General features: G+C 34.9%; 26 protein-coding genes and 1 riboswitch. Of the genes, 10 read left to right on the top strand and 16 right to left on the bottom strand.

The annotated features are described in order from the left end of the window. The first annotated feature begins 61 nt into the window (after window positions 1-61). Window positions 62-1,416 (top strand): IS3 family transposase gene (locus AC3EMB_RS02130; protein WP_488517191.1). Its coding sequence is split into 2 segments (ribosomal slippage): window positions 62-515 and window positions 515-1,416, totalling 1,356 coding nucleotides; the frame shifts between segments, so codons are not numbered across the junction. 37 nt (window positions 1,417-1,453) lie between these two features. On the opposite strand, the gene AC3EMB_RS02125 is transcribed toward AC3EMB_RS02130, so the two are convergent. Together AC3EMB_RS02125 and AC3EMB_RS02120 are read right to left on the bottom strand one after the other, a co-directional pair. Further along, complete coding sequence (locus tag AC3EMB_RS02125; protein ID WP_071731326.1) at window positions 1,454-2,236, bottom strand: nucleotidyltransferase domain-containing protein; 783 nt, start codon at window positions 2,234-2,236, stop codon at window positions 1,454-1,456. Window positions 2,237-2,348: 112 nt separating this feature from the next. Next, window positions 2,349-3,458 (bottom strand): PRK06851 family protein, encoded by a 1,110-nt coding sequence (locus AC3EMB_RS02120; RefSeq protein ID WP_488517428.1) that lies wholly within the window; start codon window positions 3,456-3,458, stop codon window positions 2,349-2,351. A 149-nt stretch (window positions 3,459-3,607) separates the two neighbouring features. Next, window positions 3,608-3,720: riboswitch (SAM riboswitch) on the top strand. A gap of 85 nt (window positions 3,721-3,805) precedes the next feature. Here AC3EMB_RS02120 and AC3EMB_RS02115 point away from each other — a divergent pair. Beyond that, window positions 3,806-4,438 (top strand): cyclase family protein, encoded by a 633-nt coding sequence (locus AC3EMB_RS02115; protein WP_053565367.1) that lies wholly within the window; start codon window positions 3,806-3,808, stop codon window positions 4,436-4,438. 28 nt (window positions 4,439-4,466) lie between these two features. Here the strand turns inward: AC3EMB_RS02115 and AC3EMB_RS02110 are convergent, their stop codons facing one another. The 7 genes from AC3EMB_RS02110 to AC3EMB_RS02080 form a co-directional block, all read right to left on the bottom strand. Beyond that, window positions 4,467-4,847 (bottom strand): hypothetical protein, encoded by a 381-nt coding sequence (locus AC3EMB_RS02110; protein ID WP_000424116.1) that lies wholly within the window; start codon window positions 4,845-4,847, stop codon window positions 4,467-4,469. A gap of 229 nt (window positions 4,848-5,076) precedes the next feature. Then, the gene (locus AC3EMB_RS02105) at window positions 5,077-6,303 is read right to left on the bottom strand and encodes an ATP-binding protein (RefSeq protein WP_089170327.1); all 1,227 of its coding nucleotides are present in this window, start codon (window positions 6,301-6,303) and stop codon (window positions 5,077-5,079) included. Window positions 6,304-6,440: 137 nt separating this feature from the next. Then, window positions 6,441-7,706, bottom strand: a complete 1,266-nt coding sequence (locus AC3EMB_RS02100; RefSeq protein ID WP_000434728.1) for a hypothetical protein — start codon at window positions 7,704-7,706, stop codon at window positions 6,441-6,443. Between the two features lie 239 nt (window positions 7,707-7,945). Then, window positions 7,946-8,614, bottom strand: a complete 669-nt coding sequence (locus AC3EMB_RS02095) for an LSm family protein (protein WP_089170326.1) — start codon at window positions 8,612-8,614, stop codon at window positions 7,946-7,948. A 161-nt stretch (window positions 8,615-8,775) separates the two neighbouring features. Beyond that, complete coding sequence (locus tag AC3EMB_RS02090) at window positions 8,776-9,225, bottom strand: hypothetical protein (RefSeq protein ID WP_000443836.1); 450 nt, start codon at window positions 9,223-9,225, stop codon at window positions 8,776-8,778. 20 nt (window positions 9,226-9,245) lie between these two features. Then, complete coding sequence (locus AC3EMB_RS02085; protein WP_000051528.1) at window positions 9,246-9,755, bottom strand: hypothetical protein; 510 nt, start codon at window positions 9,753-9,755, stop codon at window positions 9,246-9,248. Between the two features lie 235 nt (window positions 9,756-9,990). Continuing rightward, window positions 9,991-10,230 (bottom strand): helix-turn-helix domain-containing protein, encoded by a 240-nt coding sequence (locus AC3EMB_RS02080; RefSeq protein ID WP_488517427.1) that lies wholly within the window; start codon window positions 10,228-10,230, stop codon window positions 9,991-9,993. 186 nt (window positions 10,231-10,416) lie between these two features. On the opposite strand from AC3EMB_RS02080, the gene AC3EMB_RS02075 reads away from it, so the two are divergent. Further along, on the top strand, window positions 10,417-10,785 hold the full coding sequence (locus AC3EMB_RS02075; protein WP_000235474.1) for a hypothetical protein: 369 nt from the start codon (window positions 10,417-10,419) through the stop codon (window positions 10,783-10,785). Window positions 10,786-10,981: 196 nt separating this feature from the next. Here the strand turns inward: AC3EMB_RS02075 and AC3EMB_RS02070 are convergent, their stop codons facing one another. Beyond that, a complete protein-coding gene (locus tag AC3EMB_RS02070) occupies window positions 10,982-12,031 on the bottom strand; it encodes an NAD(P)/FAD-dependent oxidoreductase (protein WP_001078267.1) in 1,050 nt (349 codons plus the stop codon). Window positions 12,032-12,364: 333 nt separating this feature from the next. Here AC3EMB_RS02070 and AC3EMB_RS02065 point away from each other — a divergent pair, with 333 nt between their 5' ends. The 4 genes from AC3EMB_RS02065 to AC3EMB_RS02050 all read left to right on the top strand — a co-directional run bounded on the left by AC3EMB_RS02065 (window position 12,365) and on the right by AC3EMB_RS02050 (window position 15,719). Further along, window positions 12,365-13,282, top strand: a complete 918-nt coding sequence (locus AC3EMB_RS02065) for an iron-hydroxamate ABC transporter substrate-binding protein (RefSeq protein ID WP_000732579.1) — start codon at window positions 12,365-12,367, stop codon at window positions 13,280-13,282. A 48-nt stretch (window positions 13,283-13,330) separates the two neighbouring features. After that, window positions 13,331-14,371, top strand: a complete 1,041-nt coding sequence (locus AC3EMB_RS02060; protein ID WP_141241124.1) for a FecCD family ABC transporter permease — start codon at window positions 13,331-13,333, stop codon at window positions 14,369-14,371. Continuing rightward, complete coding sequence (locus tag AC3EMB_RS02055; protein WP_095691485.1) at window positions 14,368-15,375, top strand: FecCD family ABC transporter permease; 1,008 nt, start codon at window positions 14,368-14,370, stop codon at window positions 15,373-15,375. Before AC3EMB_RS02060 ends, AC3EMB_RS02055 begins: the two co-directional genes overlap by 4 nt. Before the next feature lie 173 nt (window positions 15,376-15,548). Further along, window positions 15,549-15,719 carry a hypothetical protein gene (locus AC3EMB_RS02050; RefSeq protein ID WP_000644466.1) on the top strand — a complete coding sequence of 57 codons (171 nt, stop codon included), beginning with the start codon at window positions 15,549-15,551 and terminating at the stop codon, window positions 15,717-15,719. Window positions 15,720-15,803: 84 nt separating this feature from the next. Here the strand turns inward: AC3EMB_RS02050 and AC3EMB_RS02045 are convergent, their stop codons facing one another. Genes AC3EMB_RS02045 through mtnK form a run of 3 tightly spaced genes read right to left on the bottom strand, consistent with a single transcriptional unit; the run spans window position 15,804 to window position 18,784 of the window. Beyond that, the gene (locus AC3EMB_RS02045) at window positions 15,804-16,445 is read right to left on the bottom strand and encodes an L-fuculose-phosphate aldolase (protein WP_000926548.1); all 642 of its coding nucleotides are present in this window, start codon (window positions 16,443-16,445) and stop codon (window positions 15,804-15,806) included. A 53-nt stretch (window positions 16,446-16,498) separates the two neighbouring features. Beyond that, entirely contained in the window at window positions 16,499-17,545 is a 1,047-nt protein-coding gene (gene mtnA / locus AC3EMB_RS02040; protein ID WP_061666185.1) for an S-methyl-5-thioribose-1-phosphate isomerase, read from the bottom strand. A gap of 9 nt (window positions 17,546-17,554) precedes the next feature. Beyond that, window positions 17,555-18,784 carry an S-methyl-5-thioribose kinase gene (mtnK, locus tag AC3EMB_RS02035; protein ID WP_089170322.1) on the bottom strand — a complete coding sequence of 410 codons (1,230 nt, stop codon included), beginning with the start codon at window positions 18,782-18,784 and terminating at the stop codon, window positions 17,555-17,557. Between the two features lie 591 nt (window positions 18,785-19,375). On the opposite strand from mtnK, the gene ahpC reads away from it, so the two are divergent. Beyond that, a complete protein-coding gene (gene ahpC, locus AC3EMB_RS02030) occupies window positions 19,376-19,939 on the top strand; it encodes an alkyl hydroperoxide reductase subunit C (RefSeq protein ID WP_000924420.1) in 564 nt (187 codons plus the stop codon). Between the two features lie 14 nt (window positions 19,940-19,953). After that, entirely contained in the window at window positions 19,954-21,480 is a 1,527-nt protein-coding gene (gene ahpF / locus AC3EMB_RS02025; protein ID WP_000599499.1) for an alkyl hydroperoxide reductase subunit F, read from the top strand. 34 nt (window positions 21,481-21,514) lie between these two features. On the opposite strand, the gene AC3EMB_RS02020 is transcribed toward ahpF, so the two are convergent. Together AC3EMB_RS02020 and AC3EMB_RS02015 are read right to left on the bottom strand one after the other, a co-directional pair. Then, window positions 21,515-22,120: an SAM-dependent methyltransferase gene (locus AC3EMB_RS02020; protein WP_095691488.1), complete on the bottom strand. Its 606-nt coding sequence runs from the start codon at window positions 22,118-22,120 to the stop codon at window positions 21,515-21,517. 234 nt (window positions 22,121-22,354) lie between these two features. Next, entirely contained in the window at window positions 22,355-23,470 is a 1,116-nt protein-coding gene (locus tag AC3EMB_RS02015) for a M20 peptidase aminoacylase family protein (RefSeq protein WP_000853516.1), read from the bottom strand. Window positions 23,471-23,763: 293 nt separating this feature from the next. Here AC3EMB_RS02015 and nhaC point away from each other — a divergent pair, with 293 nt between their 5' ends. Beyond that, window positions 23,764-25,185 carry a Na+/H+ antiporter NhaC gene (gene nhaC, locus AC3EMB_RS02010; RefSeq protein WP_000711525.1) on the top strand — a complete coding sequence of 474 codons (1,422 nt, stop codon included), beginning with the start codon at window positions 23,764-23,766 and terminating at the stop codon, window positions 25,183-25,185. On the opposite strand, the gene AC3EMB_RS02005 is transcribed toward nhaC, so the two are convergent. Further along, complete coding sequence (locus AC3EMB_RS02005; RefSeq protein ID WP_095691490.1) at window positions 25,174-26,445, bottom strand: transcriptional regulator; 1,272 nt, start codon at window positions 26,443-26,445, stop codon at window positions 25,174-25,176. The two genes, nhaC and AC3EMB_RS02005, sit on opposite strands and share 12 nt — an antisense overlap. Between the last annotated feature and the right edge of the window lie 75 nt (window positions 26,446-26,520).

The following is a 26,520-nucleotide window of genomic DNA, read 5'->3' as shown; positions in this document are numbered from 1 at the left end:
ACTTACTGAACTGCACCCCAATTGTTAGACACAGTCTAACAATTGGGGGTGCAGTTTTTCTATGGCTAAATTTACAGCTGATGAAAAAATACAAATCGTTCTACGTTATTTGAACGGAAATGAAAGTTATCGAGAAATAGGTAGATCGCTCGGTATAAATGACACAATCATTTTGAATTGGGTAAACCAATATAAACAGAATGGTCTGGAAGCTTTTCTAAAACGATGTACAAATTACACACAACAATTTAAACTAGACGTACTAAACTTTATGATTGAAAACGGTATGTCCTTATTTGAGACGGCAGCTATCTTTAATATTCCTGCCCCTTCAACGATTTCTGTTTGGAAAAAACAGCTCGAAACACAAGGAATTGATGCCCTTCAATCTAAGAAAAAGGGGCGTCCATCCATGAAAAAAGATTCAAATAAACAATTAAAACAACCTTTAGCTGAAGGGTCAGTCGAAGCACTTGAAGCACGCATTAAACAGCTTGAGATGGAAAATGAGTACTTAAAAAAGTTAAATGCCTTAGTTCAAAACAAGGAAAAATCACAAAACAAGACAAAGCGCAAGTAGTCTATGAATTAAGGCATAAATATTCGGTGAAGGCACTCGTGGAGCTAGCTACTATTCCTCGAAGCACGTATTATGATTTAGTAAAGAAAATGAATCGTCCAGATGTAGATGCCGATTTGAAAATTGAGATTAAAGCGATTTATGAGGAAAATAAAGGTCGTTATGGTTACCGTCGCATTCGTGATGAATTAACGAATCGTGGCCAGAAAGTGAACCACAAGAAGGTTCAGCGCATTATGAAAGAGCTTGGGTTAAAGTGTGTTGTGCGTATGAAGAAATATAAATCCTATAAAGGAAAAGTCGGTAGAATTGCACCTAATATTTTAGAGCGTAATTTTCATACAGATGCACCGAATCAAAAGTGGGTAACAGACATCACAGAGTTTAAATTGTTTGGAGAAAAACTGTATGTATCACCTGTATTAGATTTGTATAATGGTGAAATTATTACCTATACAATTGGTTCTAGACCGACGTATTCGCTTGTTTCAGACATGTTAGAGAAAGCATTGGAACGTTTACCTGAAACCCACCAGCTACTGATGCATTCAGATCAAGGATGGCATTATCAAATGAGACAGTACGTCCGTACACTTGAATCAAGAGCTATCGTCCAGAGTATGTCTCGAAAAGGCAACTGTTACGACAACGCAGTAATAGAAAATTTCTTTGGGATTATGAAGTCGGAGTTCCTCTACATAAAAGAATTTGAAAATGTAGAGCACTTTAAAATAGAATTAGAAAAATATATAGATTATTATAATACGAAACGGATTAAGGCAAAATTAAAAATGAGCCCGGTACAATACCGGACTCATTTTTATCAAGCTGCCTAATGAAATAACCGTGTCTAACTTTTAGGGGTCACTTCACTTACTTGTGCTCTTTTTCATATGCTTCAAACAACATATCTCGAAACAATGTATTTAAACTCTCAATATCGATTCCTGATCCCTTTTCAATTCCTTTTACATATTGCTGATAGTAATGAATTTGTTCTTCTAAAAATTGATTTAGCACCTTAATTTTCAATCCAACATCTAATTCAGTACCTGCTTTTTTCTTTATTAACAACTTTTCAATTTCATCTAATACGCTACGTTCTAATGATAATTCTTTAATCAATCGGTCAAATTCTACAGGAGGTAAGGTCGTTTTCTCTTCTAGCCACTTACAAGCTAAAATGGGACGTAATACATAAAAGTACTTTTTCAGCTTTACATTCTCACCTTGCAAAAATTCACGATAATTTTTCGACGCCATATGTAAATAATGATATATCGTTGCTTTTGGATCAAAATTCTTCTCACTCATCTGTTGAAGTAGTTCTGGAAAATTAGAGTTTTTCGAATAAAAAATTGGTGATCGAATCCACTCAAGTAAAGCAGGATTCGACTTCGCGAATAGTTGCAACGCCTTTTTAATATCCCAACCACTTATATCTAAATCATCACTAATTGGATATTCAATTACATCTCGTTTGTCATGAATTGATAAATACCATTCTACCGGGTGTATATAAACAAACCTAACATCATAATCGCTATCTTTCGATGGAAAACCCCAAGCACGACTCCCTGATTCTACCGCAAATAAAATTTTCACATCATTCTCTTTTTCAATTCTTTCTAACTCCAACTCGATTTTCTCTCTCATTGCATAACACCTCCATTTTTTGATTATTTCCTTGGAAATTCGACAAATACAATACTAATTTTACTACATACCAAAAAAACTGTCAGAAATTACTGACAGCCTAATGAAACGTCTATTGTTGCTTTTCGATTACAGTAGTAGCAATTCGTTCAAACTCTTTTTGAATCTCCTCTTTATATGCATCTACTATTGAAAAATCCATAGCAGCAATATAAATTCGTTCTAATTTATCACGAACCGATTTTGCTTTCGCTAAGAAAGACATCGCCTCATTCATTTTTGCTTTATATTGAATGGAAACATCACGAATTTCCTTCGCATATTTCTCATCCGTCCCTGGCGTAACAATAAGGGCATACATATCAATAATTTCATCACCCTCGCGACTTGGAAAATATTCATGTGGTGCGGTGCTATCAAAAATTGCAAAGCCTAATTCTCTTACGATAACCATATCAAGACTATGCGGGTCAAATCCGCAATGATATACTTCAACTTCAAATCCTTTTTCTTCAGCTGCCTTAGCTAACTTTTTGAGCATCGTTGATTTTCCAGAGCCTGGGCGCCCTTTTATAAAATAACGATGTGGTAACCCTTCTGTTAAATTAGGAACAAAATCAACTGCTCCTTTCGGTGTAGCAGCTCCTAAAAAACGATGTTTTACAAGCGATTGTCTCCCGTTTTTATCTGCAAATAATTTCTGGATTAGCTGATTGGTTAGTTCATTTGCTTTATTAAAATCTATATTATCAATATATATCTTCTCCCACTCATCATGTATAACCAATGCCTCTTTAAAACGTGCGTAAGCAGACTGAAAAGCTTTGCTTGCTTCTGAAACAAATCTTTCAATTTCTAACTTCTGCTTTCTTAGTTTATCTGAGTCCCAAGCAATTCCTAAATTTATATACTCTTCAACAACTCCTGGCATTTTTGGCTCAATAACATGCGGCGATGTCCCATCAACAATTCCTGCTTTTAATTTTGGGATAATTACACCATCAACCGATTTATTATCAGAAGAACAATGCAAAAATTCAATATCATATCCTTTTTCAATCCATTCACGACCTATTGCCTTTATTAAAGAAGATTTTCCCGTTCCTGGGCCACCCTTTAAGATAAATACTCTGTCTAATCCTTTTAAATTCTCTTCGTATAAATTGTGAAATCCCCTAGCTGTATTACCACCAGCATAATAATTTAATATATTTCCTGTCACTGCACTCACTCCTTCGCAGCATTCTATTTACATAAGCTACAATATGCGAGCAGCTTTATTTGGGTGAATACCTATTTTGTATTGCACGAAAAAAGGAAATGAATTACAATTTAACTATCGGAAAATTCAGATTTTAAAAACTGAATACTTCTTTATCAAGAGAGGCAGAGGGACCGGCCCTTTGAAGCCCAGCAACCTCAGTTTATACAAACTGAATAGGTGCTAATTCCTGCAAAATGCATTGCATTTTGGAAGATAAAACTCAACTAGCATGTAAAGCTCATCTTTCTTGATACTGAAGGATGAGCTTTTTATTATTTGAAAAACATATATTGGAGGTATGTAAAATGAAAGTAATTGATCTATCGCAAACATTTGAAAATAATATGTCTCAATTTCCTGGAACACCTAAAATACAACTAGAAGCTGTTACAAGTGTTGAAGAATCAGGCTATCAAGTTACAGATTTTCATTCTGTCGTTCATGTTGGCACGCATTGTGATGCCCCTGCGCATTTTATTTCAGGCGCAACGACCATCGATCGATTACCGCTGGATCAATTTGTAGGCGAAGCTGTTCTTATAGATGTAACACATATTCAAGAACGAAAATTACCTAAGGCAGTATTGCATAATGCTGATATAAAAGAAGGTGATATTGTTATTTTTCATTCTAATCTATCCACCAAATGGAATACAGAAGCTTATGAGAAAGAAGCATTTTATCTTTCTGAAGAATTAGCTAAAGAACTAGTGCGATTAAAAGTAAAATCTATCGGTTTAGATTTCATTTCTCCTGATGAAGTCACAACAGAAACATCACCGATTCATCACATATTACTAGGGAATAATATTTACTTAATTGAAAACTTAACAAATCTAGATGCTATCGAAACAAAACGTTTCTTTTTCTCAGCAGCACCTTTAAAAATTAAAAATAGTGACGGTGCTTTCGCAAGAGCATTTGCTGTTATTTTTTAAACACAGCCTATAAAAAAAGCAAAGGCCACTATTGGTCTTTGCTTCTATATTTTCTATTTAAATTAAGAAAGAATTGTTCCACACGGGGACGCACCCAAGCTAAACAATCTATCTCTTTCTTCTTTGTGCAAGCTATCTCTTCTCCATCTACCATTTCAACAAGTTCTAGTTCTAACAGTTGCCTCGTGAATGCTAACATATTCACTTCTTCGGATGGATACTCTTCTTTTAATTTCTCCTCAATTTCCCCCAATAAAAAACCGTCACGCATCATTGCCAATGCATCAATCCAAAGTGGCGGCATTTCATATTTTTCTCCTGTAATTGTATCTTTTACAATATAATTCTTTTGCTCTTTTCGAAATTGAATCGTGTGTAAACATACAGTCGAATTTAATGTTAATTCCATCATACCACCTCTTTCATAATATCTGCATAGAAAAAAGGATGCGCGTGCACCCCTTCTTATCTTTTCATAACACTACTGAACCGTTACATGAGCAATCAATCTCATGTCGATATTTTCCTCCATTATAAACGAAGTATTTTATAAAAAAAACCCTTCTTGAAACATTTTATAAAATGTTTATATTTACACAACAAGAACACTTTTCTGAAAAATCTTTTCTCCCAATACATTAAACGGTCGGCAGAAAAATTTCTACTTTCGTTCCTACTCCTAGACTACTTTGGATCGTGATACTCCCTTGATGTTCCTTAATAATTTTATATGTAATCATTAATCCAAGTCCTGTACCAGTCTCCTTTGTTGTGTAAAACGCCTTGCCGATTTTTTCTAATTCCTCATTCTCTATACCAAATCCTTGGTCTTCAACAGAAATACACAAATGTCCTTGCGTTTTTTGATATGCACGGATATGAATTTCTCCGCCCTCTGGCATTGATTCTATTCCATTTTTAATGATATTTAATAACACTTGTTTTAATTGCTTATCATCACCGTTTATAGCCGGTAAATTCCCATCTACTTGTATATGACATTTAACTCTATATTGCGTTGCATAACTTTCCATTAGATGCACAACATATAGAAGGATGTCTCGTATATTACACCTTTCATAATTTGTTGGCTTTGGTTTTCCTAACAACATCAATTCACTAACAAATCCATTAACCCTTTCAATTTCTTGTAGCATAATGTCGTAGCTCATCGTATCAGTTGGATTTCTTTCTTTTTGCATTTGCGTAAACCCTTTTAACGCTGTTAGCGGATTTCGAATTTCATGGGCAATTGTTGTAGACATAGTCCCAATCACAGCTAAATTTTCCGTCTCTTTCATATTGTTCATCATTTCAACCACTGTTCTTACATAAGATTGAAATCGTTTTAATAAAGAATGTGAAATAATGAAATAGAATATACATAAAACAAGTGGAATTACCACTTTTAAATCTTGTAATAGCAATGTGAAAAATACGTACTTTCCAATTACACTAAAGGACACTAAATAAAAGTATTTTCTATTCACGAAAACTGGGGCAAATAAAATTAATAACATTTCTACCATACTACCATGTTCAAAAGGTCTATCCGTTCGTAAATAAATCATTAAATTATTCACAAGATTGATAAACATGTACCCAAATAAAAATAAATATTTTACAGAATATACATACCCTCTTTTTTGAAGATATATAGAAATAGGAAATAATGCTATTACAAATATAGGCACACCTATCCCAAGACTACCTTCTGGCCAACCTACCGCTGTTCCACTAATATTCATAGCAGGATATACAAAATAATATATAGCGTCATATAAAAAGAATATAATATAAAATAATAATATAAATACCTTTAAGGCTCTTCTTTCTTCATAAATCAAGCTCTTGTATTTATTCATATAAAAACTCCCCTTGATCGATACAAAAAACTTTCATTGTTATCTCCTTAAAGTATAAGTATGAAATTGCTTTCAGGGCAATATTTAACCTTATAATAATGAAAGGAAGGAGATCTCTCCTTCCTTTTGGTAACAACTTACATCCATCTTACCCTGTCATGTAACAATCCATCCGTAAAATTATTATGCCCTATTACAAAATCCTTCATATATAAATTTAAATACTCACCGTACTTACTTTCTGTATTTAATAACAACTCCTCGACGTAATAAGCACCTTGTTCAAATTGATCTAAAAGTAAACTGGACAAGCCCGCATAAATCCCGCACCCTACCTGAAAATACGTTGCATTCGTTTTATATTTACGAAAAACTTGGCTACTATTCATCACATTATACATATATGTCTCACTATTTTCATAAACGAGTAACACACCGACCAAGTCCTCTCCAGCAACCTCTTCTTCCGCTGGATTAAACACTTTACGATTCCAGTTCCATAAATCTTCTACTTGATCTAAGTTCTGTCTAATTATATTTGTTGTATACTCATTAATTCGGTAAAGAAAACCAACTTCCATATTAAAGTTTTTCCCTAAAATTAATACTTCCTCATGTGGCATTAAACAACCATAGAATTCTTTTTCTCCTAACTTCACTTTATACTCTGAAGCATATACATCTTCATAAAAGTAAAGAGGACGATGATGACTCATATACATCGGATAACTCCAGATTGCTTCATCTAAAAATCGCTCTACTGCCCATGAAGCATAAAGTGTATGTGGCTTTATAAGTGCTGTATCATTCAAAAACGATGTGTCATGTTCTACAATATAACATGCTCTTGGCCTTTCATTTGGTCGTTCCTTCATAAGCTCAACAACCATCCATTGAACAACACCTGGATTCATACCTGAACCTATAATCGCTTTTGTATTTGTAAATTTCTCTTTCTCCTTCTCAAACCTTGTATATCTTTCCGTAAGCTGAAAGCCGATTAAGCTATCGTCCTGATCTACTGCCTCATTTTCCAAGGCTGAGTTAATATAACAAATTCCTAGTTCATTACAGCAGCTTAATACTCTAATTGTATCTGCCCCTGAAACATCAATCACAACACTCGTTCTTTTTTCTTTTAAATGTTGTTTAAATTCCACTACATTTTGAAGATTTATTTCATATAAATATAATTGACTTTTCAAATTCGAAAACAACTCATCATAATAAGTCCTATCTTTTTGTTTTATATCCACCAAATGAAATTTGGCATTCTTTAATACTTCATAAATTGGATCTTTTTCATTTGCTATCGCTTGATTTAAAATTGCTAAAACTGCTTTTGCTGCTCCACCAGCACTACCAAGCAATGTAATTGATAACGAATTCGGAAACTGCTCCACAAACAAAACCCCTTTAATAAATTAGTTGAGCAGCTCCTCCTCAAAAAATAAATTGAATACATAAAAAGATAGCTCGTACACAATTTTTATAAGTTAGTGTAAAGTTACCTTTTAAAAAATCACACTATACTATATTTATATTCAATTCATTTTTCCCCTCATCTTTAAATTAAACTAAAACAAATAGGCTCGACCTTTTCTTCTGCATATAAAAGAAAAAGTCAGCCCTTCCAACTAATCTACGGACAATGGACGGATTTTACATGTTGAATATTCACATACATTTTTGCATCACGTGCTTTTGATATTTCAATATGACCTTCATCAATTTTCGCCATTTTTCCAATTTTATTGGACTCCTCACCTAAATCAAACACCATAATTTTCCCAGTCATTTTAATAAGCTGTTCTTCAAATGTTCTAGCTAATGTAATATTTAACGGATTTACGGGGAGTTCATTTTTATTGAGGGCATACGGTACTTGGTTTTCTTTATACGGAATTAACCATTTTAAATGCTTTAAAGATATATATACCGTTTTATAAACCGGACTATAAAAAACAATATAGTCGTTCATCACACTTGTAACATAACCATGTATTGGAGCATTTCCTGCTACATAAACTTCTGTAAAAATCCCTTTAGAAGTACTTAATACTTTTCTCAAAGAAATTGAAGGGGATTCCCTCTTAATTACAGAATCAACATCTGGTTTTAGTATGTCTTCGTCATGTGGTCTTAAAAATTTATAGTATTGTACATGATATAAAGATATATATACATAGTCTTGTCCATTGTAAAGAACAATAATGTCATTTCCTACGTCTATTAATACACCCTTAAATCTTTTTTCACCGATTAATTTAACATATATATTTTCCCCAATACTTTTGTTTAACTCATTCATCTATATCCTCCTTCCTATAAATTTCAGCTTTCCTATCTTCCGTTTCAAAAAAATAATCAGGGCAATGTTCTGTCTTAATAGTAAGTAATTCCTTTTCATACTATCGAAATAAGAAATTGTTCTTCTCTTTCCCTCATAATGCCCCTCTTATTTATTAAACATTATTCATCTTCATTCTTTTTACATTTCACTACTTGACTCACACTCTTAATATGATAATTAATGATATAAATAACTTCATCACCGTTTACTAGCGTAATACATTCTTCATGCACTTCACTTAATAGGCCTTCTACACACTCTGGGCCGCCACGGTTAATCTTTACCCACTTATACTTCAAGTCACGTAATACATCGACAAAAGTATCATCATCAGAGCAGAAACATGAAACATAGCCATCGCCACATTTACTTTCTTTCACTTTCTTAACTAGACTCTTCACATGTTTCAATTGGTAATATACTAATTCACCAAGAGGAAGTTGTAATGTAAGGTAATCTCTTCCTAACGATACAAGTACCCCCACTCGACTCTCTGGTCCACGAAGATTTACTTTTACAGTCTCACCGACTAAGCCTTTAATTTGTTCACAGCATAATATACTTTCCAAATTTGTATCCTCCTTTCTTATTATCTTCCTCTTCTTGACTGTCTTTGTGCGCGAGCTCGACCCGAATCATCACTTTCACTATTGCTTTCACTGTCGCTTTCTTCGCTTTCTCTACAAGCTACTGCGACACTCTTAATATGAGATACTGCAACTAATATAACTTCTTCTTTTACAATTAGTGTCACAAATTCACAAGAAACATCTTGTAAAATACCTTCAACTTTCTCTGGGCCACCACGATTAATTTTCACCCAGCAATATTTGAAGCTTTGAAGTAACTTTTCAAAGTCATCTTCACATTCACATTCCAACCATCTGCAATCATCTGCTTTACAATCTTTCGCATTTTTTGTAATACTTTTCAGATGACGAATCTGATAGTAATAGAGCTCTCCTTTTTCATTCTTTAATACAAAGTAATCCGAACATACAGCGACTATTGTCCCTTTTTGAGATTCTGGACCACCCCTGTTTACTCTCACAAAAGATCCAATTAAGTCTTTCAGAAAATCACAATGAAATAAACTCACGAGAAAACCCCTTCCATTAATTTATAAGCTTTTGCACTGATAGTATATGTATCTGTACAGGTTACGTTCTCTATGTTTGTCCTAGCTAGAAAAAAATATGCTTTTAACATGGTAGACTACTACCTATCAAAATTTGAAGAAAGGCTAAAAACTCCTTATGTTTTTGATATCTTCAAACAAAAAATCCCTTATGAATATACATTTCTGCATATCTTCATAAGGGATTTTCCATAGTTTAATCTTCGTCTTTAACATCCATATCTTCTGGAATTGGTTCGTTCAATATTTCTTCCACTAATTGCTTATATTTCTCCATTTGTTCTAAATGTGTATTAAATTGTTCTTTATTTACTAAATATTGCTCTCCATCGAATAGCGCACGAATTTTCTTTTGCTGAATTAACTCTTCAATATACGATTTTGGTAAATCCAAATACTCCGCAGTCTCTTCTACTGTTATATACAATGCGTTCATTCCTTTATTATTTTTTCATCTATACTGTATCTTACTTTACTTTATTTTTGTAAACAAATAAAAAAGATTTTGTAAATGCAGTTCAAAAAGCAGGTAGATGCATTCCATATATTGTATAGTATTATATAGTAAGAATTTTTTAAATATAGAATGGTATTACCCATTTACACAAAGGAGAGTTAACATATGGCTACTCGTCACATCATTACAATGTTAGAAAAAACACTACAAGTTGAAACAGAAAACACAATTTCTCATTTGAATGTATCTTTATCTGATCGTTTTCTTTCTCAAAGCACAGCAATACATGAAAACAATTGTTATCATACAATTGGTGAATGGTACAAAAATCATTTTTTATTCCAACAAGATGATTTCCTTTGGGCTAAATATGCTTTCTATGACGCATATTGTGAAGCCATCAAAAAACAAGGCCATCTTACAAAACGCGTCCGTCAAATATTAGAATCATTGGCTCGAAAACATGGAAAACAATATATTGCTTCTATACTAAATATGCCATTTCCTAATGAACGCGCTAAAGGGACAGCGTAATTTAGCCATGTTCTGCGTAAGCAAAACATAGCTAAATTGTTTTCTAAGATGCTTTACCAATAAAAATGTTCATATCATATGAACTGATGAAACCGGTGTCATTATAATGATTGAAAATATAGTAAACAGGAAAACCCCCACGTACATCTCTCATCCATTTGAATAGAGAAGTATGTGGGGGTATACTTGTTCCTTATTATTTTATCATCTGCTTAATCAGTTCGCGATTTCTCTTCTTAAATACTTCATTATGAGAAGAAACCATTCCGTACTCACTTGCATCTGGTTGGATAAATTGCTTTGCTTTATTCACAGCATTTCCAGCATCTTGGAATGCACCTGCAATTAAGTGTAGTTTCCCTTCATGCTTTAAAATATCTCCAGCAGCATATAATCCATCTACTGAAGACTCACTATTTGCATTACCTGCAATATAATAATTATCTATAATTGCAACGTCTAACTCACTATTTTCTAATAATGTAATGTCGCGTTCATATCCATGATTAATAATAACTTCATCAATAGGTAAGTGAGAAACCTCACCTGTTTCATGATTTGTTAATTCTACATATTCGATCGCTTCATGATTATCACCAGCAATTAATTTTGTAATCGATGTATTAAAGAAACACTCCGCTGAGCTGTTCATAAGTTGTTTTACTTGTGCTTCATGACCAGATAATTCTTCTTTTCTATAGGTTACATACACTTTTTTCGCAATTGGTTCCAATTCATTTGCCCAATCAACAGCTGAATTGCCTCCACCGGAAATAATAACTGTTTTACCTTTGAAACGCTTTAAAGATTTAACTGTATAATTTAAATTCGATACTTCAAATCGCTCAGCACCTTCAATAGATAACTTTTGCGGTTTCAATATACCACTTCCCGTTGCGACGATAACTGTTTTTGAAAAGTGTTCTTCGCCAGTACTTGTTTTTAATGTAAAAGTACCATCTTGATTACGAATAATCGATTCTACTTTTGTATCTAATACAACTTCCGGCTTAAATGTTAACCCTTGCTGTACAAGTTGTTCAATTAACTTATCACCTGTAACCGGCAATAGTCCTCCTACATCCCAAATCATTTTTTCCGGATACACATGTATTTTTCCACCTAAATGTGGTTGAAATTCTATTATTTTTGTTTTCATTTCTCTGAGTCCACTATAAAAAGCTGAATAAAGCCCTGCAGGTCCTCCGCCTATCACGGTTACATCAAACAATTCTTCTCGATTCATTCGTGCTCACTCCTCAGCTATTAATCATTGATTATCATTCTCAATAAAATATAACCTGTTTCCGCAAAATTTACAATCAAAATTACTATTGACAATACACCTATATAAAATTATATTATTTAAAGAATCAATAGTGATAATCATTATCATTTTGTTAATAATTAGCAAATTTGAGATTACATCTTCTTTCATTAATATGGTTAATACTATATTATAAAATCTCATATTCAAGATTTTTAATAAATCATTTTGCTTTACCACTACTCTTTCAAAAAGATTACAGTTAAACAAATTATTGTATACACATATCATCTATGTTAAAGGAGAAAGACGATGAAAAAGTTATTTATTTCACTAACAGTTCTTTTCGTTCTTGTTATGAGTGCTTGTAGCAATGGCTCTACAGACAAAAAGAACGATGCAAAAGGTAGTAAATCAGAAACAATTACATACCAATCTGAAAATGGTAAAGTAGAAGTTCCTGCAAATCCAAAACGCGTTGTTGTACTATCATCATTCGCTGGTAACGTAATGTCATTAGGTGTAAATCTTGTTGGGGTAGATTCATGGTCTAAACAAAACCCACGTTTTGATAGTAAACTTAAAGATGTTGCTGAAGTATCAGATGAAAATGTTGAAAAAATCGCTGAACTAAATCCAGATTTAATCATTGGTTTATCAAATGTTAAAAATGTCGATAAGTTAAAGAAAATCGCTCCTACTGTAACATACACTTACGGAAAAGTTGATTACTTAACACAGCATTTAGAAATTGGTAAGTTATTAAACAAAGAAAAAGAAGCAAAAACTTGGGTTGATGACTTCAAGAAACGTGCACAAGAAGCTGGTAAAGAAATTAAAGCAAAAATCGGTGAAGATGCAACAGTTTCTGTTGTAGAAAACTTCAACAAACAGCTTTATGTATACGGCGAGAACTGGGGCCGCGGAACAGAGATTCTGTACCAAGAAATGAAATTAAAAATGCCTGAAAAAGTAAAAGAAAAAGCATTAAAAGAAGGTTATTACGCATTATCTACTGAGGTATTACCTGAATTTGCTGGTGATTACTTAATCGTAAGTAAAAACAAAGATACTGATAACTCATTCCAAGAGACAGAATCATATAAAAACATCCCAGCAGTAAAAAATAATCGTGTATATGAAGCAAACATGATGGAATTCTATTTCAATGATCCACTTACATTAGATTTCCAACTAGACTTCTTCAAGAAGAGCTTTCTTGGTAAATAATACAAACATGAGGAATTCTTAATTTAAGAATTCCTCTTCCTTTATTCTATGAACAGAAAAGATGTGAAACGAATGACAAAAGATCATGATAATCCACGTTCTATAGCTTTTACATACAAACTAATTTTAAGCTTAATTGCATTCTTTCTTATTTTTATGGTTGCAATGGTATTAGGTGCTGCAGATACTTCGATAAAAGATGTATGGTTAGCACTCACTTCCTCCGCTAAAGGAGACAAAATATCTATTATTCGAGAAATACGTTTACCACGTGAAGTTGCTGCTATTTTTGTAGGAGCTGGATTAGCCGTTTCTGGAGCAATTATGCAAGGATTAACACGAAATCCACTTGCGGACCCTGGATTATTAGGGCTATCTGGTGGAGCAAATGCTGCGCTTGCACTAACACTTGCTTTCAATCCTTCCATCAGCTATCTTTACTTAACGTTAGCTTGCTTTATCGGTGCTGCAATTGGCGCAATGATGGTATTTGGAATTGGTATGGTGAAAAAAGGCGGCCTTTCTCCTCTTCGAATTGTATTAGCGGGTGCTGCAGTTTCAGCATTTCTACTCGCAATTTCAGAAGGAATTGGCATTTACTTTAAAATTTCACAAGATGTATCACTTTGGACTGCTGGGGGCGTAATTGGAACAACTTGGAGCCAATTAAAAATTATTATTCCAGTCATTTCAATTAGTATCTTTATCGCTATCTTACTAGCAAAAAAATTGACAGTTCTTAGTTTCAGTGAGGAAGTGGCTATTGGACTAGGTCAAAAAATTATTGTTATTAAAACTATTTTATTTATCATTATTGTCTTACTTGCAGGTGCATCTGTAGCGCTTGTTGGAAATATGGCATTTATCGGTTTAATGGTACCTCACATGGTACGCCCAATTGTCGGTCCAGATTACCGATTTGTTATACCGATGTCAGCAATTACTGGAGCTTCCTTTATGCTACTTGCAGATACAATCGGACGTACTATTAACGCTCCGTACGAAACACCAGTTGCGGCAATTGTCGCGATTGTAGGATTACCATTCTTCCTATTCATTGTACGTAAAGGAGGAAAAACATTCTCATGATGCAATCTATTTTAAGAAAACAGCGTCTCATTATACTCGCTTTACTTATAGTAATCATCACAACCATTGTAGTTGGAATGGGACTTGGTTCAGCATCTTTATCTTATGATCGACTACTCCCAACATTAATGGGGCAAGGGACTTTTAAAGAGGAGTTCGTTTTATACTCTTTAAGACTACCTAGAATTGTCATTACATTATTAGCTGGTATGGCTCTCGCTTTATCAGGGGCTATTCTGCAAGGAATTACCCGAAATGATTTAGCTGAACCTGGTATTCTTGGTATTAACTCTGGGGCTGGTGTTGCTGTTGCTATTTTCTTTTTATACTTTCCAATAGACGTAGGTTCATTTCTTTACTTACTACCTGTCGTTGGATTTATTGGGGCATTTCTGACAGCTGTTCTAATTTACGTATTTTCATATAGTAAATCAACTGGACTTCAACCAATACGATTAACATTAACTGGTATCGGTTTTGCATTTGCACTATCTGGAGCGATGATTGTCCTTATTTCATCCGCTGATCGTATGAAAGTGGACTTTATCTCAAAATGGATTGCCGGAAACATTTGGGGAGATGACTGGACATTTGTTTTAGCAATACTTCCATGGCTAATTGTATTAATCCCATTTGTCTTCTATAAAGCAAATCGATTAAACATTCTAGCATTAAACGAACCGGTCGCAATCGGTGTTGGAATTGAAATTGAAAAAGAACGAAGATACTTATTAATCGCAGCCGTTGCACTTGCTGCCGCTGCTGTTTCCGTAACAGGAGGAATTAGCTTTATTGGACTAATGGCTCCTCACATCGCAAAATCTTTAGTAGGTCCAAGGCATCAAATATTCATGCCTATCGCCGTTTTAATTGGCGGATGGCTATTATTATTAGCAGATACAATTGGACGAAATATCGTTGATCCTAATGGCATTCCAGCAGGTATTGTCGTTGCTTTAATTGGGGCTCCTTACTTTATGTATTTGTTGCTTAAGAAAGCGTAAAAACATCCTCAATTTTGAGGATGTTTTTTCCTTTCGTTTCCTTCTCCTAACCCTTTATTCACCATTCATATTTCCTACCTCAATACAATTCCTGAACAAAATATTTTTGATTATAAACTCTATTAATGTTATATTATCACATATAACTTTTACGTTTTAAGGAGTATCGTATAATGAAAGCTATTTCTATTATTCTTATCTTAATTGGAATTTTTGGTATCTTAATGGGCGGAATGATGTTCGGAGATATCGGTATTGCTGCAATTATTGGTTCATTAGCAGCACTATTCTCAGGAATCGGTTTTTGGAAATTAGATTCGCAACTCAAAAATATATCTAAATAATTAAAATCCTAAAATGGCCATGGAAGAATATATATTCTTTCACGGCCATTTTAATACACATTGAATAACATTTCCGTTAGATTTCTACTGTTGCCCATACCCTTCAAACTTCTTCGCCAAATTCTCCATCTCGTCTTCTGGCAGTAACTTCGGTTCTCCGACGCTTTTTGTTTGATAATAAATTTGAGCACAAAACTCAATCTCTTCTGCAATAGTAAACGCCATTTTTATATTATTTGCCCCAGCAATTAAACCGTGATTCGCAAGTAACACTGCACGGCGATCAATCATGCCTTCAAAAGCAGCATCTGCTAATTGCTTCGTACCAAATGTCTCATACGGCGCACAGCGTACATTCGGGCCTGCAAAAGCAATTAAATACGATACTGCAGGAAGTTCCCATCCTAATGATGCAATCGTCTTTGCATAAGGAGAATGTGTGTGTACAAGCGCATTTATATCTTCACGCTTTCTATAATAAATAAGGTGCATATCTAGTTCACTTGATGGCTTTCTTTCTCCTTCTACTACTTCACCATCTAAGTTTAATATAACTACATCTTCAGGCTTTGTTTCATAATAATCTAAACCACTTGGACTAATCGCAACAAGACCTTGTTCACGATTAAAGATACTAATATTACCTCCCGTCCCCTTTGTTAAACCACTAGAAATCATTTTCTTTCCATACGCTACAATTTCTTCTCTTTCTTTTTGTAATAACATATACATCCCCCTAAGTATGAAGCTTATGATGACTGACTTTTATATTTATCTACTTATTGAAATAGCTTTTTTAAATTCTCCGTAAACGGTGCCTTTACAATCCCTTTTTCTGTAATAATCGCTGTTACATTTTCATGTGGAGTAACATCAAATGCTGGATTATATACTTTACTTTCTTTCGGAGCTGAATATTGTCCGAAACGATTAATCACTTCAGAAGCATCTCTTTCTTCAATCGGAATTTCTTTTCCTGTCGATGTCTTTAAATCAATTGTCGGTGTTGGCGCTGCTACATAAAACGGAATGTTGTAGTACTTAGCTAAAATAGATACGCCTAATGTGCCAATTTTATTTGCTACATCACCATTTGCTGCCACACGGTCGCATCCAACGATTACTGCATCAATCTTCCCTTGTGACATGACCATAGCTGCCATATTATCCGTAATAACAGTAACGTCAATACCCGCTCGCTGCAGTTCTAATGCTGTTAACGTTGAACCTTGTAATCTAGGACGCGTTTCATCCGAATAAATTTTTAAATTCCATCCTTTTTCTTTCGCTAAATACATTGGAGCCGTCGCAGTACCATACTTAGTCGTCGCTAAAGCACCTGCATTACAATGCGTTAATACTCCCATTTCATCATGGAATAATGTTAATGCATGCTCTCCAATTTGACGGTTAATTTCTTCATCTTCTCTATGAATTTCTTTTGCCTCTTCTAGTAATCTATTTTTCAGCTGTGAGATTGATAAGTGAGCATTATCTGTCGCTACACTTTCCATTCTTTCAAGCGCCCAAAATAAATTTACTGCAGTCGGTCTTGATGTCGCCAAGTATGTACATACCTTTCTTACTTCATCCATAAATCCTTCTTCCGTACTTTCAGCAAATTCCTTTATCCCTAAATACACTCCATAAGCAGCTGAAACACCAATCGCGGGTGCACCTCGTACTTTCATTACTTGTATTGCATCCCACACACTTTCAGCTGTTTTAAAAGATTCATAGACAATCTCATTTGGTAATAACGTTTGATCTAACAAAACTAAAGCATCATCTTTCCACTGAATTGGTATTAATTGCTCTTCCATCATATTCTCCCCTTACTTCGCGTAGTGCGTTGACTGTTCTTTTAACGTTTCCACAAAACTTGTGCCCGTTCTATATTGATTCGCTCGTAAAATAAAACTCTTCGCTACTTGAAGACAAATTCGCTCCGCTCTAGCACGTGCTTCCTCATTCCCAATACAAGTAATATCTTTTACTTTCGCTAATCCAACAATACGGCGAATTAATTCCAGACCTGTCACTGCAGCTGTATCCTCTAATACAGATTGCAAATAGACTTCGCTAAAGCCTTCTTCCTTCGCCATAATCTCGGTCACATGAATATCCCAAGCACCTAAAAACTTCTGCTTAAATAAATCAATTACCTCTACCATCGTAGTTTGTAACCAATCCATATACGTATCTTTCTCAGCTCCAGGTGACATCGTTGCATCTGCATTCACCCAAGCAAACATTAAATTCGCCATTACATTCCCAACGTCATATCCCATAGGTCCATAAAAAGCAAACTCAGGATCAATAACCTTTGTAGAATCATCTCTTACAAAAACAGAACCAGTATGTAAATCACCATGAAGTAATGCCTGTGCATTCGTCATAAAAGAAAATTTACGTTTCGCTACTTCCATACGAAGCTCTTTATCACTATAAATATGTTCCCTAATCCATCCCTCATTTAACGGAAATAACTCATTACGCTTATTATGATTGGTAAATGGTTCTGAATATACGAGGTCCTCTGTAATCTCACATAATTCAGGATTTATATAATTCTTCACAAATTCCTTCTTCTCTTTATGATTCATTACAACATCCGATGTTAACAAAAGTGTATTTACCATAAAAGTAGTTAAATCATCCGCAAGCCTCGGAAATATTTGATGATTTATAAGTGCTGTACGTAATATTGTGTGATTCGATAAATCTTCCATTACGCAACAATTCATCACACTATCAAATAAATACACCTTAGGAACAAGTCCAGGTGCTAACTCATCCTCTAACTGCAAAACATCTGATTCTATACGAATACGATTCGTCGACAACTTAAACTCATCTGAAATGCGAGCTGTATCCCCAGCTTGCTTTACGATGACAGACATGTTCTCTTTTTCATCCCAAACGCGGAACACATAATTTAAATTGCCATCACCTATTTCTTTACACTGTAACCCCTTTGCATTTTCAAACTTAGATAATTTCTCTTTCACATATGCAATCACATCTTTAGCTTCCATTAAAAAATACTTCGTGAACTTAGACATGGTTTCCCCTCCATACTAATTGTAAGCGTTTTCTAAAAGCTATAAAAAATAATAGGTTGAATTTTTTCATCCTATAAATATGTATTCTTCTTTTTGAAAGGTATATCTAGGTTTTATTATATCTTGTTAGCACTTTGAGTCAATGTTTCTAACTATCATCGTAATATACTTCCTAATTATATATTTGAGATGACAAAAATTGTTCAAAAATTTTCCGATTCATTTTATTTTATTTATCACAAAATTCTTTGTAAAATAGAAGTAAGCAGTTCCTTTTCAAAACTACAACTTCTAAGAAATATTTCCTTCCCAAGAAATTAAACTTACACACTATCTCTAACGTACACACTAAACTTTCAACTACTCATCTAAAATTTATAGACTTAAAATTACCTTTCCATTCCCTGTTAGTCTTAATTGAGAATAAATATTAATTAAATTGGTATAAAGTTGGTTTATTCTCTTGACAAAATAACCACTTCTATATGATAATTAATATCGAATTAGAATTATTATAGTTAATTAAAAAATATATTTTATGAGCACACTATTTTTTGATGCTCAAAACCAACATTTAGGAGGAATTTTAACATGTTATTAATCGGCACAGAAGTAAAACCGTTTAAAGCTAATGCTTACCATAATGGAGAATTTATCCAAGTTACTGACGAAAGTTTAAAAGGAAAATGGAGTGTAGTTTGTTTCTACCCAGCTGACTTCACATTCGTTTGCCCAACTGAACTTGAAGACTTACAAAACCAATACGCAACTCTAAAAGACTTAGGCGTTGAAGTATACTCTGTATCTACAGACACTCACTTCACTCACAAAGCATGGCATGATAGCTCAGAAACTATCGGCAAAATCGAGTACATCATGATTGGTGACCCAACTCGCACAATCACTACAAACTTCAACGTTTTAATGGAAGAAGAAGGTCTTGCTGCTCGTGGTACATTCATCATCGATCCAGACGGCGTTATCCAATCTATGGAAATCAATGCTGACGGTATCGGCCGTGACGCAAGCATTCTTGTTAACAAAATTAAAGCTGCTCAATACGTACGTAACAACCCAGGTGAAGTTTGCCCAGCTAAATGGCAAGAGGGTTCTGCAACACTTAAACCAAGCCTTGACCTTGTAGGCAAAATCTAAGGAGTTCGATCAAAATGATACTAGATGCAGATATAAAAACACAACTATCCCAATACCTTCAGTTAATGGAGAACGATATTTTACTTAAAGTAAGCGCAGGAGACGATAACGTATCTAAAGATATGTTAGCTCTAGTAGACGAATTAGCTACTATGTCATCTAAGATTACAGTAGAAAAAGTTGAATTAGAGAGAACACCAAGCTTTAGCGTAAACCGCCCTGGTGAAGACACTGGTGTCGTATTCGCTGGTATTCCATTAGGACACGAATTTACATCATTAGTGCTAGCTTTACTACAAGTAAGTGGACGCGCTCCAAAAATTGAACAAAAATTAATCGATCAAATTAAAAACATTCAAGGCGAATATCATTTTGAATCTTATATCAGCCTAAGTTGTCATAACTGTCCTGATGTTGTACAAGCTCTTAACGTAATGAGCGTTCTTAACTCTAGTATTACACATACTATGATTGATGGCGCTGCATTCAAAGAGGAAGTAGAAAGCAAAGACATCATGGCAGTACCAACTGTTTACCTAAACGGCGAATCTTTCGGAAGCGGTCGTATGACACTTGAAGAAATTTTAGCTAAAATGGGTAACGGTCCAGATGCATCAGAGCTTTCTGATAAAGATCCATACGATGTTCTTGTTGTTGGTGGTGGCCCTGCTGGTGCAAGTGCAGCAATTTACGCAGCACGTAAAGGCATCCGCACTGGTATCGTTGCTGAGCGCTTCGGTGGTCAAGTAATGGATACTATGGGCATTGAGAACTTCATCAGCGTAAAAAAGACTGAAGGTCCTAAGCTAGTAGCAAGCCTTGAAGAGCACGTAAAAGAATACGACATCGATGTAATGAATCTACAACGTGCGAAACGTTTAGAGAAAAAAGAACTTATTGAAGTGGAACTTGAAAACGGCGCTATTCTGAAAAGTAAGAGCGTAATCGTTTCTACAGGTGCTCGCTGGCGTAATGTTGGCGTACCAGGTGAAGCTGAGTTCAAAAATAAAGGTGTAGCATACTGCCCACACTGTGACGGTCCATTATTCACTGGAAAAGACGTAGCAGTTATCGGCGGAGGTAACTCTGGTATTGAAGCGGCTATCGACTTAGCAGGTATCGTTAAGCACGTAACTGTTCTTGAATTCATGCCAGAATTAAAAGCTGATGCTGTATTACAAGAGCGTCTTAACAGCTTACCAAACGTAACTGTTCTGAAAAACGTTCAAACGAAAGAAATCACTGGTACTGATAAAGTAAACGGTATTTCTTACATCGATCGTGAAACTGAAGAAGTTCATCACGTTGAATTACAAGGTGTATTCGTACAAATCGGTCTTGTGCCAAATACAGACTGGTTAGGCGAAACAGTTGAACGCGCTCGCGGTGAAATCGTAACAGACAAGCACGGCGCTACAAACGTACCAGGAGTGTTTGCTGCAGGTGACTGTACAAATAATCCGTACAAACAAATCATCATCTCTATGGGTTCAGGTGCAAACGCAGCTTTAGGTGCATTTGATTACTTAATCCGTAACTAATAAAAAAACAGGTGCCTTGGCACCTGTTTTTTTATTACCCTAATGTATAAACTAAAAACCTCTCATTCCCATTCTTCTCATAAGCACCTGACAATCTAACTTCTTTCTTCAGCTCAAACGCAGTCTGATTTTCTAAGAAAAAAATATAGTCCTCAGAAGGATAATATAAAATAATATCCACTTCTCTCCCCGTTTCTTCTACCGAAAGTAAAATGTTATTTACTACATTCATAAACACTTGTACAGAAAACGGATTGAAGAAATAAAAACGGTTATCGCATGGATCAATCTCATATTCCTGCGCTAAACAACATTGGAATTGAATTTTCCCCTTACTGTTTCGTGCCTTTCGTGCATAACGATCTCGATTATCCATTGCTTCTTTATAAAACTCTTCATTCATTTCAATTCCAACTGCTGAAGCACCACATTTATGATGCATATAAAAGTTTAATCGCCCTTTTCCGCACCCAAAGTCTACAATTCGGTCGCTACTTCGTATTTCATATTGATTCAATAACTCATCTAACCCGCTATACGGCGTCGGTTCATAGCGGTGATAATGCATAGACTTGTTAAACCCTTTTTGCTCACCGACTGTTTTTATATGTAAAACTGCATCGTAATATTGTTCGTTCATTCGTTTTCTCCTATTAAAAAATGGTACTTATTATTATACACCATGTACTGAAGGCTCATTTTTCATCAAATTAATAGGTACGTGAAATTATATTAACGATTTTCTTAATATATCTATCGTAACTTCAAATATATCAACGATTTTCTCAATATATCTATCATAACTCAAAATATATCAACGGTTTTTCAAATATATCGATTTGCCGACAATTCACGACAAAAAAACAGGAGCTCTCTAGCCCCTGTCTTCTAACACTTTCAATACAGTTTGTTTCAATATTTCTACCCCATCCATAATACAACTATGATCAAACCTCATATACGGATGGTGTAATCCAGGTTGTAGGTCTGCTCCTAGTCCAAGCATGACAGCTTTTAAATGTGGTCTTTTCACTGTATAGTAATGGAAATCATCGCTTCCCGTCGTATAGAGAGGTCCTGTACATCTCTCTTCCCCATACACTTCGAGAATACCTTTACGCATAAAACGCTCTGCTTCTTCGGAAACCTCTGCTCCTGGTGCAAGATCCATCCATTCGTATGAAGTTTTTGATCCCATCGATGCAGCTGATTCTATTACATGCTCAATCTTTTTCTTTAATTCTTCTAATAGTATATTACTCTCTGCTCTTACATCTAAACTGAAATGACCATTTCCCGGAATAATATTTAAATTATCACCACCAGCTTGGCATCTCGTCATTTTTACTGAATAAGAACTTTGCGGTGGCAGCCAAATATTTTTCAAACCGATATTAATCATGGAAATGACATCAATTGCATTCACACCTTGATGTGGTCTTGCCCCGTGTGCATCCTCCCCATGAATCATACCCTCTAAAAATCCTGCTGCTCCATGGCGAATAGATGGGGCTGCTTGTTTCAAAGATAGTTCTTCAATTGGTCTTAGATGGACGCCAAATAAGAAATCGGCATCATCTACAGCACCTTTCTCCACCATCTTCAAAGCACCATTACCCTTCTCTTCTGCTGGCTGAAAAATAAATCTAACCGTACCACTTTTCCATCTCATATTTTTCAATTGTAAAATAAGTCCCATTACAATGGTCATATGAGCATCATGGCCACATGAATGGTTCGCTTTAAATTCTCCATTTACTTCTTGCCAAAGTGCATCCATATCAGCACGAATCGCAATAACTGGATTCCCGCCTCCAATCTCAGCAATTACACCTGGACAATCATCAAATGTTCTATATGAAATTCCTTCTTCTTTTAAAAAGTCAGTAATATACGCTGTCGTTTCATATTCTTTCCAACTTACTTCAGGGTTTTCGTGTAAATGCTGAAAAATCTCCGTTAAGCGCTCTTGTAGTTCTAATGTTTTCAACGTTCCAGTCTCCTTCCCACATTACAAACGATTCGGGTTAATTATACTTATGAAAAACAGATGTTTTTATGAACATATTGAATTTTAAGAAAAAAGTCAATTATTTATTTTTAAATACTTAAAAAGCTTACTCTGCACTTATATTACAAACTAAACAAACAACTAGAACATTCCTTATTTTCTGTTTTTTATGTTGACGCTTACATAAACTTTTAGTTATCATAACCTAATAAACGTCTATTTTACGACAATTCTAAAAATGCAAACAAACATACGTAACAAGGAGGAACTTTATGAAAAAAGAAATACCTTTTGGAATAGCGATTATCCCTATTATCATTACCGTTGCAGTTATGATGGTTACAATTGTTGTATTAAAACAAACCCCTCACGTTCCACTTATTATTGGTACAACCGTTGCTTCTATTGTCGCTTGGCGTTACGGTTACAAATGGAATGATCTTGAAGAAGCAATGTATAAAGGGATTCGTCTTGCATTACCTGCTATCGTCATTATTATTCTTGTTGGCTTAACAATTGGTGCTTGGATTGGCGGTGGAATCGTCGCAACGATGATTTATTACGGTTTAAAACTTTTAACTCCATCACTATTTTTAGTTTCCATTACCGTCATTTGTTCTATCGTTGCATTAGCAATTGGTAGCTCTTGGTCCACAATGGGCACAATTGGTGTTGCTGGAATGGGAATTGGCCTAAGTATGGGAATTCCAGCTCCAATGGTTGCTGGTGCCATTATTTCAGGCTCTTATTTTGGCGATAAAATGTCACCGCTTTCAGATACAACTAACTTAGCCGCAGGATTAACAAATACAGATTTATTCGCACACATTCGTCATATGTTATTTACTACAGTTCCAGGTTTAATTATTACTCTTATCGTCTACGCAGTCTTAGGAAGAAGCTTCGGCGCTAACAATATTGATGCGAAGAGCATCGATCAAACGTTACAAGTATTGCAACAAAATTTTGTTATCTCGCCTTTCCTACTCATTATACCCGTAGTCGTTATGGTATTGGTCGCTAAAAAAGTCCCTGCTATACCAGCGATTCTCGTCGGTATTATTTTAGGATTCTTATCACAAGTCTTTATTCAAGGTGGTTCTGTCTCAGCATCTGTCGGTGCACTCCAAGCTGGATTTGTTATAGACACTGGAAACAAGCTAGTAGACGAACTATTTAACCGCGGTGGCTTAGATTCGATGATGAATACAGTCTCTATGACAATTGTCGCTATGACTTTCGGAGGAGTATTAGAACATACAGGTATTCTTCGCTCAATTGTAAATCAAATTTTAAAGTTAGCGAAATCAGCAAAAGGGCTTATCGCTTCTACTATCGCATCTTGTTTTGCAACAAACCTTACTTGCTCTGAACAATATATTTCAATTGTTGTCCCTTCAAGAATGTACGCAAATGCATACACGGAAAAAGGACTACATTCAAAAAACTTATCCAGAGCATTAGAAGATGGTGGAACATTAACTTCTGTCTTCGTTCCTTGGAATACGTGCGGTGTATTTATTCTCGCAACACTTGGCGTAGGTGCATTTGAATATGCTCCTTATGCTATTTTGAATTTCATCGTACCTATTATCTCAATCATTTATGGTATAACAGGCTTCACAATTGTAAAACTATCAGACATTGAAAAAGCAGAACTACTAAAGAAACAAAAAGCTCAACTAGAAGCTTAAAAATAGCGGTAAATTCAGTTCATATAGTGCGCGAGGTCGCCCTTGTTGATAGGGCATTTCCTCGCCGCAAATATGAGCATACCCGTAATCAACTAATTTCTTTAACAACCTTTCTGTCGATCTTCGAGTCACTTGTAAGTACTCAGAAAGGTCAGCTGCTGTAAACTTCAATGACGGGTGCGATTGACTAAATTGAATGATTTTTGACAAGTTGGCCGGACTAAGCTTTGTTTCCTTCGCTATTTTCATTAGTTCCGGATTATCATTTTTCAAACTTTGTACTCTCTGTTCTTTCGGGAACGGACCAAACAAATCTTTATCACTTGTTAGTATATAAAAACAACAATCTATTGGATTGTTCTTTGCAAAACTTTGAGCAATTTTTGCATTTTGCTCCGCTTCTTTCACGGTTTTCCCATAACCAAATCCAATAGCTATCGTTCCTTCTACGCTCGCAAACAAGTTATCTATCGCATTTGTTTTAATAATTGATTCGATATCACCACGAGTTGTATACAAAATGCATGTCATTTCATCCACTTGTTTAAATGAACCACGTAGTTCTTTTGAAATGACATCTAGTTTTTCAAGCAAACTCGTTCGTAATTCTAAGGAAGAAATTATACAAGCACCAACAGTAGCTGAATAGCTTTTTGCTAACTCAGCTTTTATTTTTGCATCTTTTAGCCCATGTATAATGGATTGTGTTGGATCAATCATACGCTCTGAAGGAACACCTATTTTTTGAAGCTCGTCGTAAACAGCGTGAATACTAGTTAAAGCTAAATGAGCCTCTCCAGATTGATATTTAGCTACATGAAAATCGATAACTCTATTTATCTCATCTTTACTCCACAGCATATTTTCATAATCCAACACTTGCGGACTTTCTTTTATACCGATATCATGGAACACATTTGTAATAAAAGAGCGGTCTACTAAATCAATGGAAATGTTATGTGGTTGAATACTTTGATGATACATGATAGAAAGAATTGAAGATGCGACAGTTGTCTCGTCTTGCTGTAAGTATGTACTTGGAATTCGTAATTGTTCTCTTATTTCTTTTGCCATATAATAAGGTAAAGCACCTGAGAAAAAGATGACATCACAAGGCTTTAGACACTTTAATAGTTCAGAAGATTCCGCCGGATGAAGGTAAATATATGGATCAATTTCTATTCCCTCTAATTTTTGAGCAATAGGAAAAATGTTCTCCATAAACTCCTTTGAACCGACAACTGCAATTTTTATCATCATTTTCTCTAACTCCTTATCATTAATTAACGACTATTTAACGTCAACTATATCAAATGTATAAAACTATTGTAAACA

The organism is Bacillus sp. LQ16, from assembly GCF_057784645.1.
Note: the sequence above shows the minus strand (reverse complement) of the source record. Positions and strands in the feature narration are given on the sequence as shown.

What these genes read in the sequence shown, in the direction of transcription:
- AC3EMB_RS02125 (WP_071731326.1), bottom strand. Translation starts at nt 2,236, where the DNA reads ATGAGAGAGAAAATCGAGTTGGAGTTAGAAAGAATTGAAAAAGAGAAT.
- AC3EMB_RS02115 (WP_053565367.1), top strand. Translation starts at nt 3,806, where the DNA reads ATGAAAGTAATTGATCTATCGCAAACATTTGAAAATAATATGTCTCAA.
- AC3EMB_RS02110 (WP_000424116.1), bottom strand. Translation starts at nt 4,847, where the DNA reads ATGGAATTAACATTAAATTCGACTGTATGTTTACACACGATTCAATTT.
- AC3EMB_RS02105 (WP_089170327.1), bottom strand. Translation starts at nt 6,303, where the DNA reads ATGAATAAATACAAGAGCTTGATTTATGAAGAAAGAAGAGCCTTAAAG.
- AC3EMB_RS02095 (WP_089170326.1), bottom strand. Translation starts at nt 8,614, where the DNA reads ATGAATGAGTTAAACAAAAGTATTGGGGAAAATATATATGTTAAATTA.
- AC3EMB_RS02080 (WP_488517427.1), bottom strand. Translation starts at nt 10,230, where the DNA reads ATGAACGCATTGTATATAACAGTAGAAGAGACTGCGGAGTATTTGGAT.
- AC3EMB_RS02075 (WP_000235474.1), top strand. Translation starts at nt 10,417, where the DNA reads ATGGCTACTCGTCACATCATTACAATGTTAGAAAAAACACTACAAGTT.
- AC3EMB_RS02070 (WP_001078267.1), bottom strand. Translation starts at nt 12,031, where the DNA reads ATGAATCGAGAAGAATTGTTTGATGTAACCGTGATAGGCGGAGGACCT.
- AC3EMB_RS02065 (WP_000732579.1), top strand. Translation starts at nt 12,365, where the DNA reads ATGAAAAAGTTATTTATTTCACTAACAGTTCTTTTCGTTCTTGTTATG.
- AC3EMB_RS02060 (WP_141241124.1), top strand. Translation starts at nt 13,331, where the DNA reads ATGAACAGAAAAGATGTGAAACGAATGACAAAAGATCATGATAATCCA.
- AC3EMB_RS02055 (WP_095691485.1), top strand. Translation starts at nt 14,368, where the DNA reads ATGATGCAATCTATTTTAAGAAAACAGCGTCTCATTATACTCGCTTTA.
- AC3EMB_RS02050 (WP_000644466.1), top strand. Translation starts at nt 15,549, where the DNA reads ATGAAAGCTATTTCTATTATTCTTATCTTAATTGGAATTTTTGGTATC.
- AC3EMB_RS02045 (WP_000926548.1), bottom strand. Translation starts at nt 16,445, where the DNA reads ATGTTATTACAAAAAGAAAGAGAAGAAATTGTAGCGTATGGAAAGAAA.
- mtnA (WP_061666185.1), bottom strand. Translation starts at nt 17,545, where the DNA reads ATGATGGAAGAGCAATTAATACCAATTCAGTGGAAAGATGATGCTTTA.
- mtnK (WP_089170322.1), bottom strand. Translation starts at nt 18,784, where the DNA reads ATGTCTAAGTTCACGAAGTATTTTTTAATGGAAGCTAAAGATGTGATT.
- ahpC (WP_000924420.1), top strand. Translation starts at nt 19,376, where the DNA reads ATGTTATTAATCGGCACAGAAGTAAAACCGTTTAAAGCTAATGCTTAC.
- ahpF (WP_000599499.1), top strand. Translation starts at nt 19,954, where the DNA reads ATGATACTAGATGCAGATATAAAAACACAACTATCCCAATACCTTCAG.
- AC3EMB_RS02020 (WP_095691488.1), bottom strand. Translation starts at nt 22,120, where the DNA reads ATGAACGAACAATATTACGATGCAGTTTTACATATAAAAACAGTCGGT.
- nhaC (WP_000711525.1), top strand. Translation starts at nt 23,764, where the DNA reads ATGAAAAAAGAAATACCTTTTGGAATAGCGATTATCCCTATTATCATT.
- AC3EMB_RS02005 (WP_095691490.1), bottom strand. Translation starts at nt 26,445, where the DNA reads ATGATGATAAAAATTGCAGTTGTCGGTTCAAAGGAGTTTATGGAGAAC.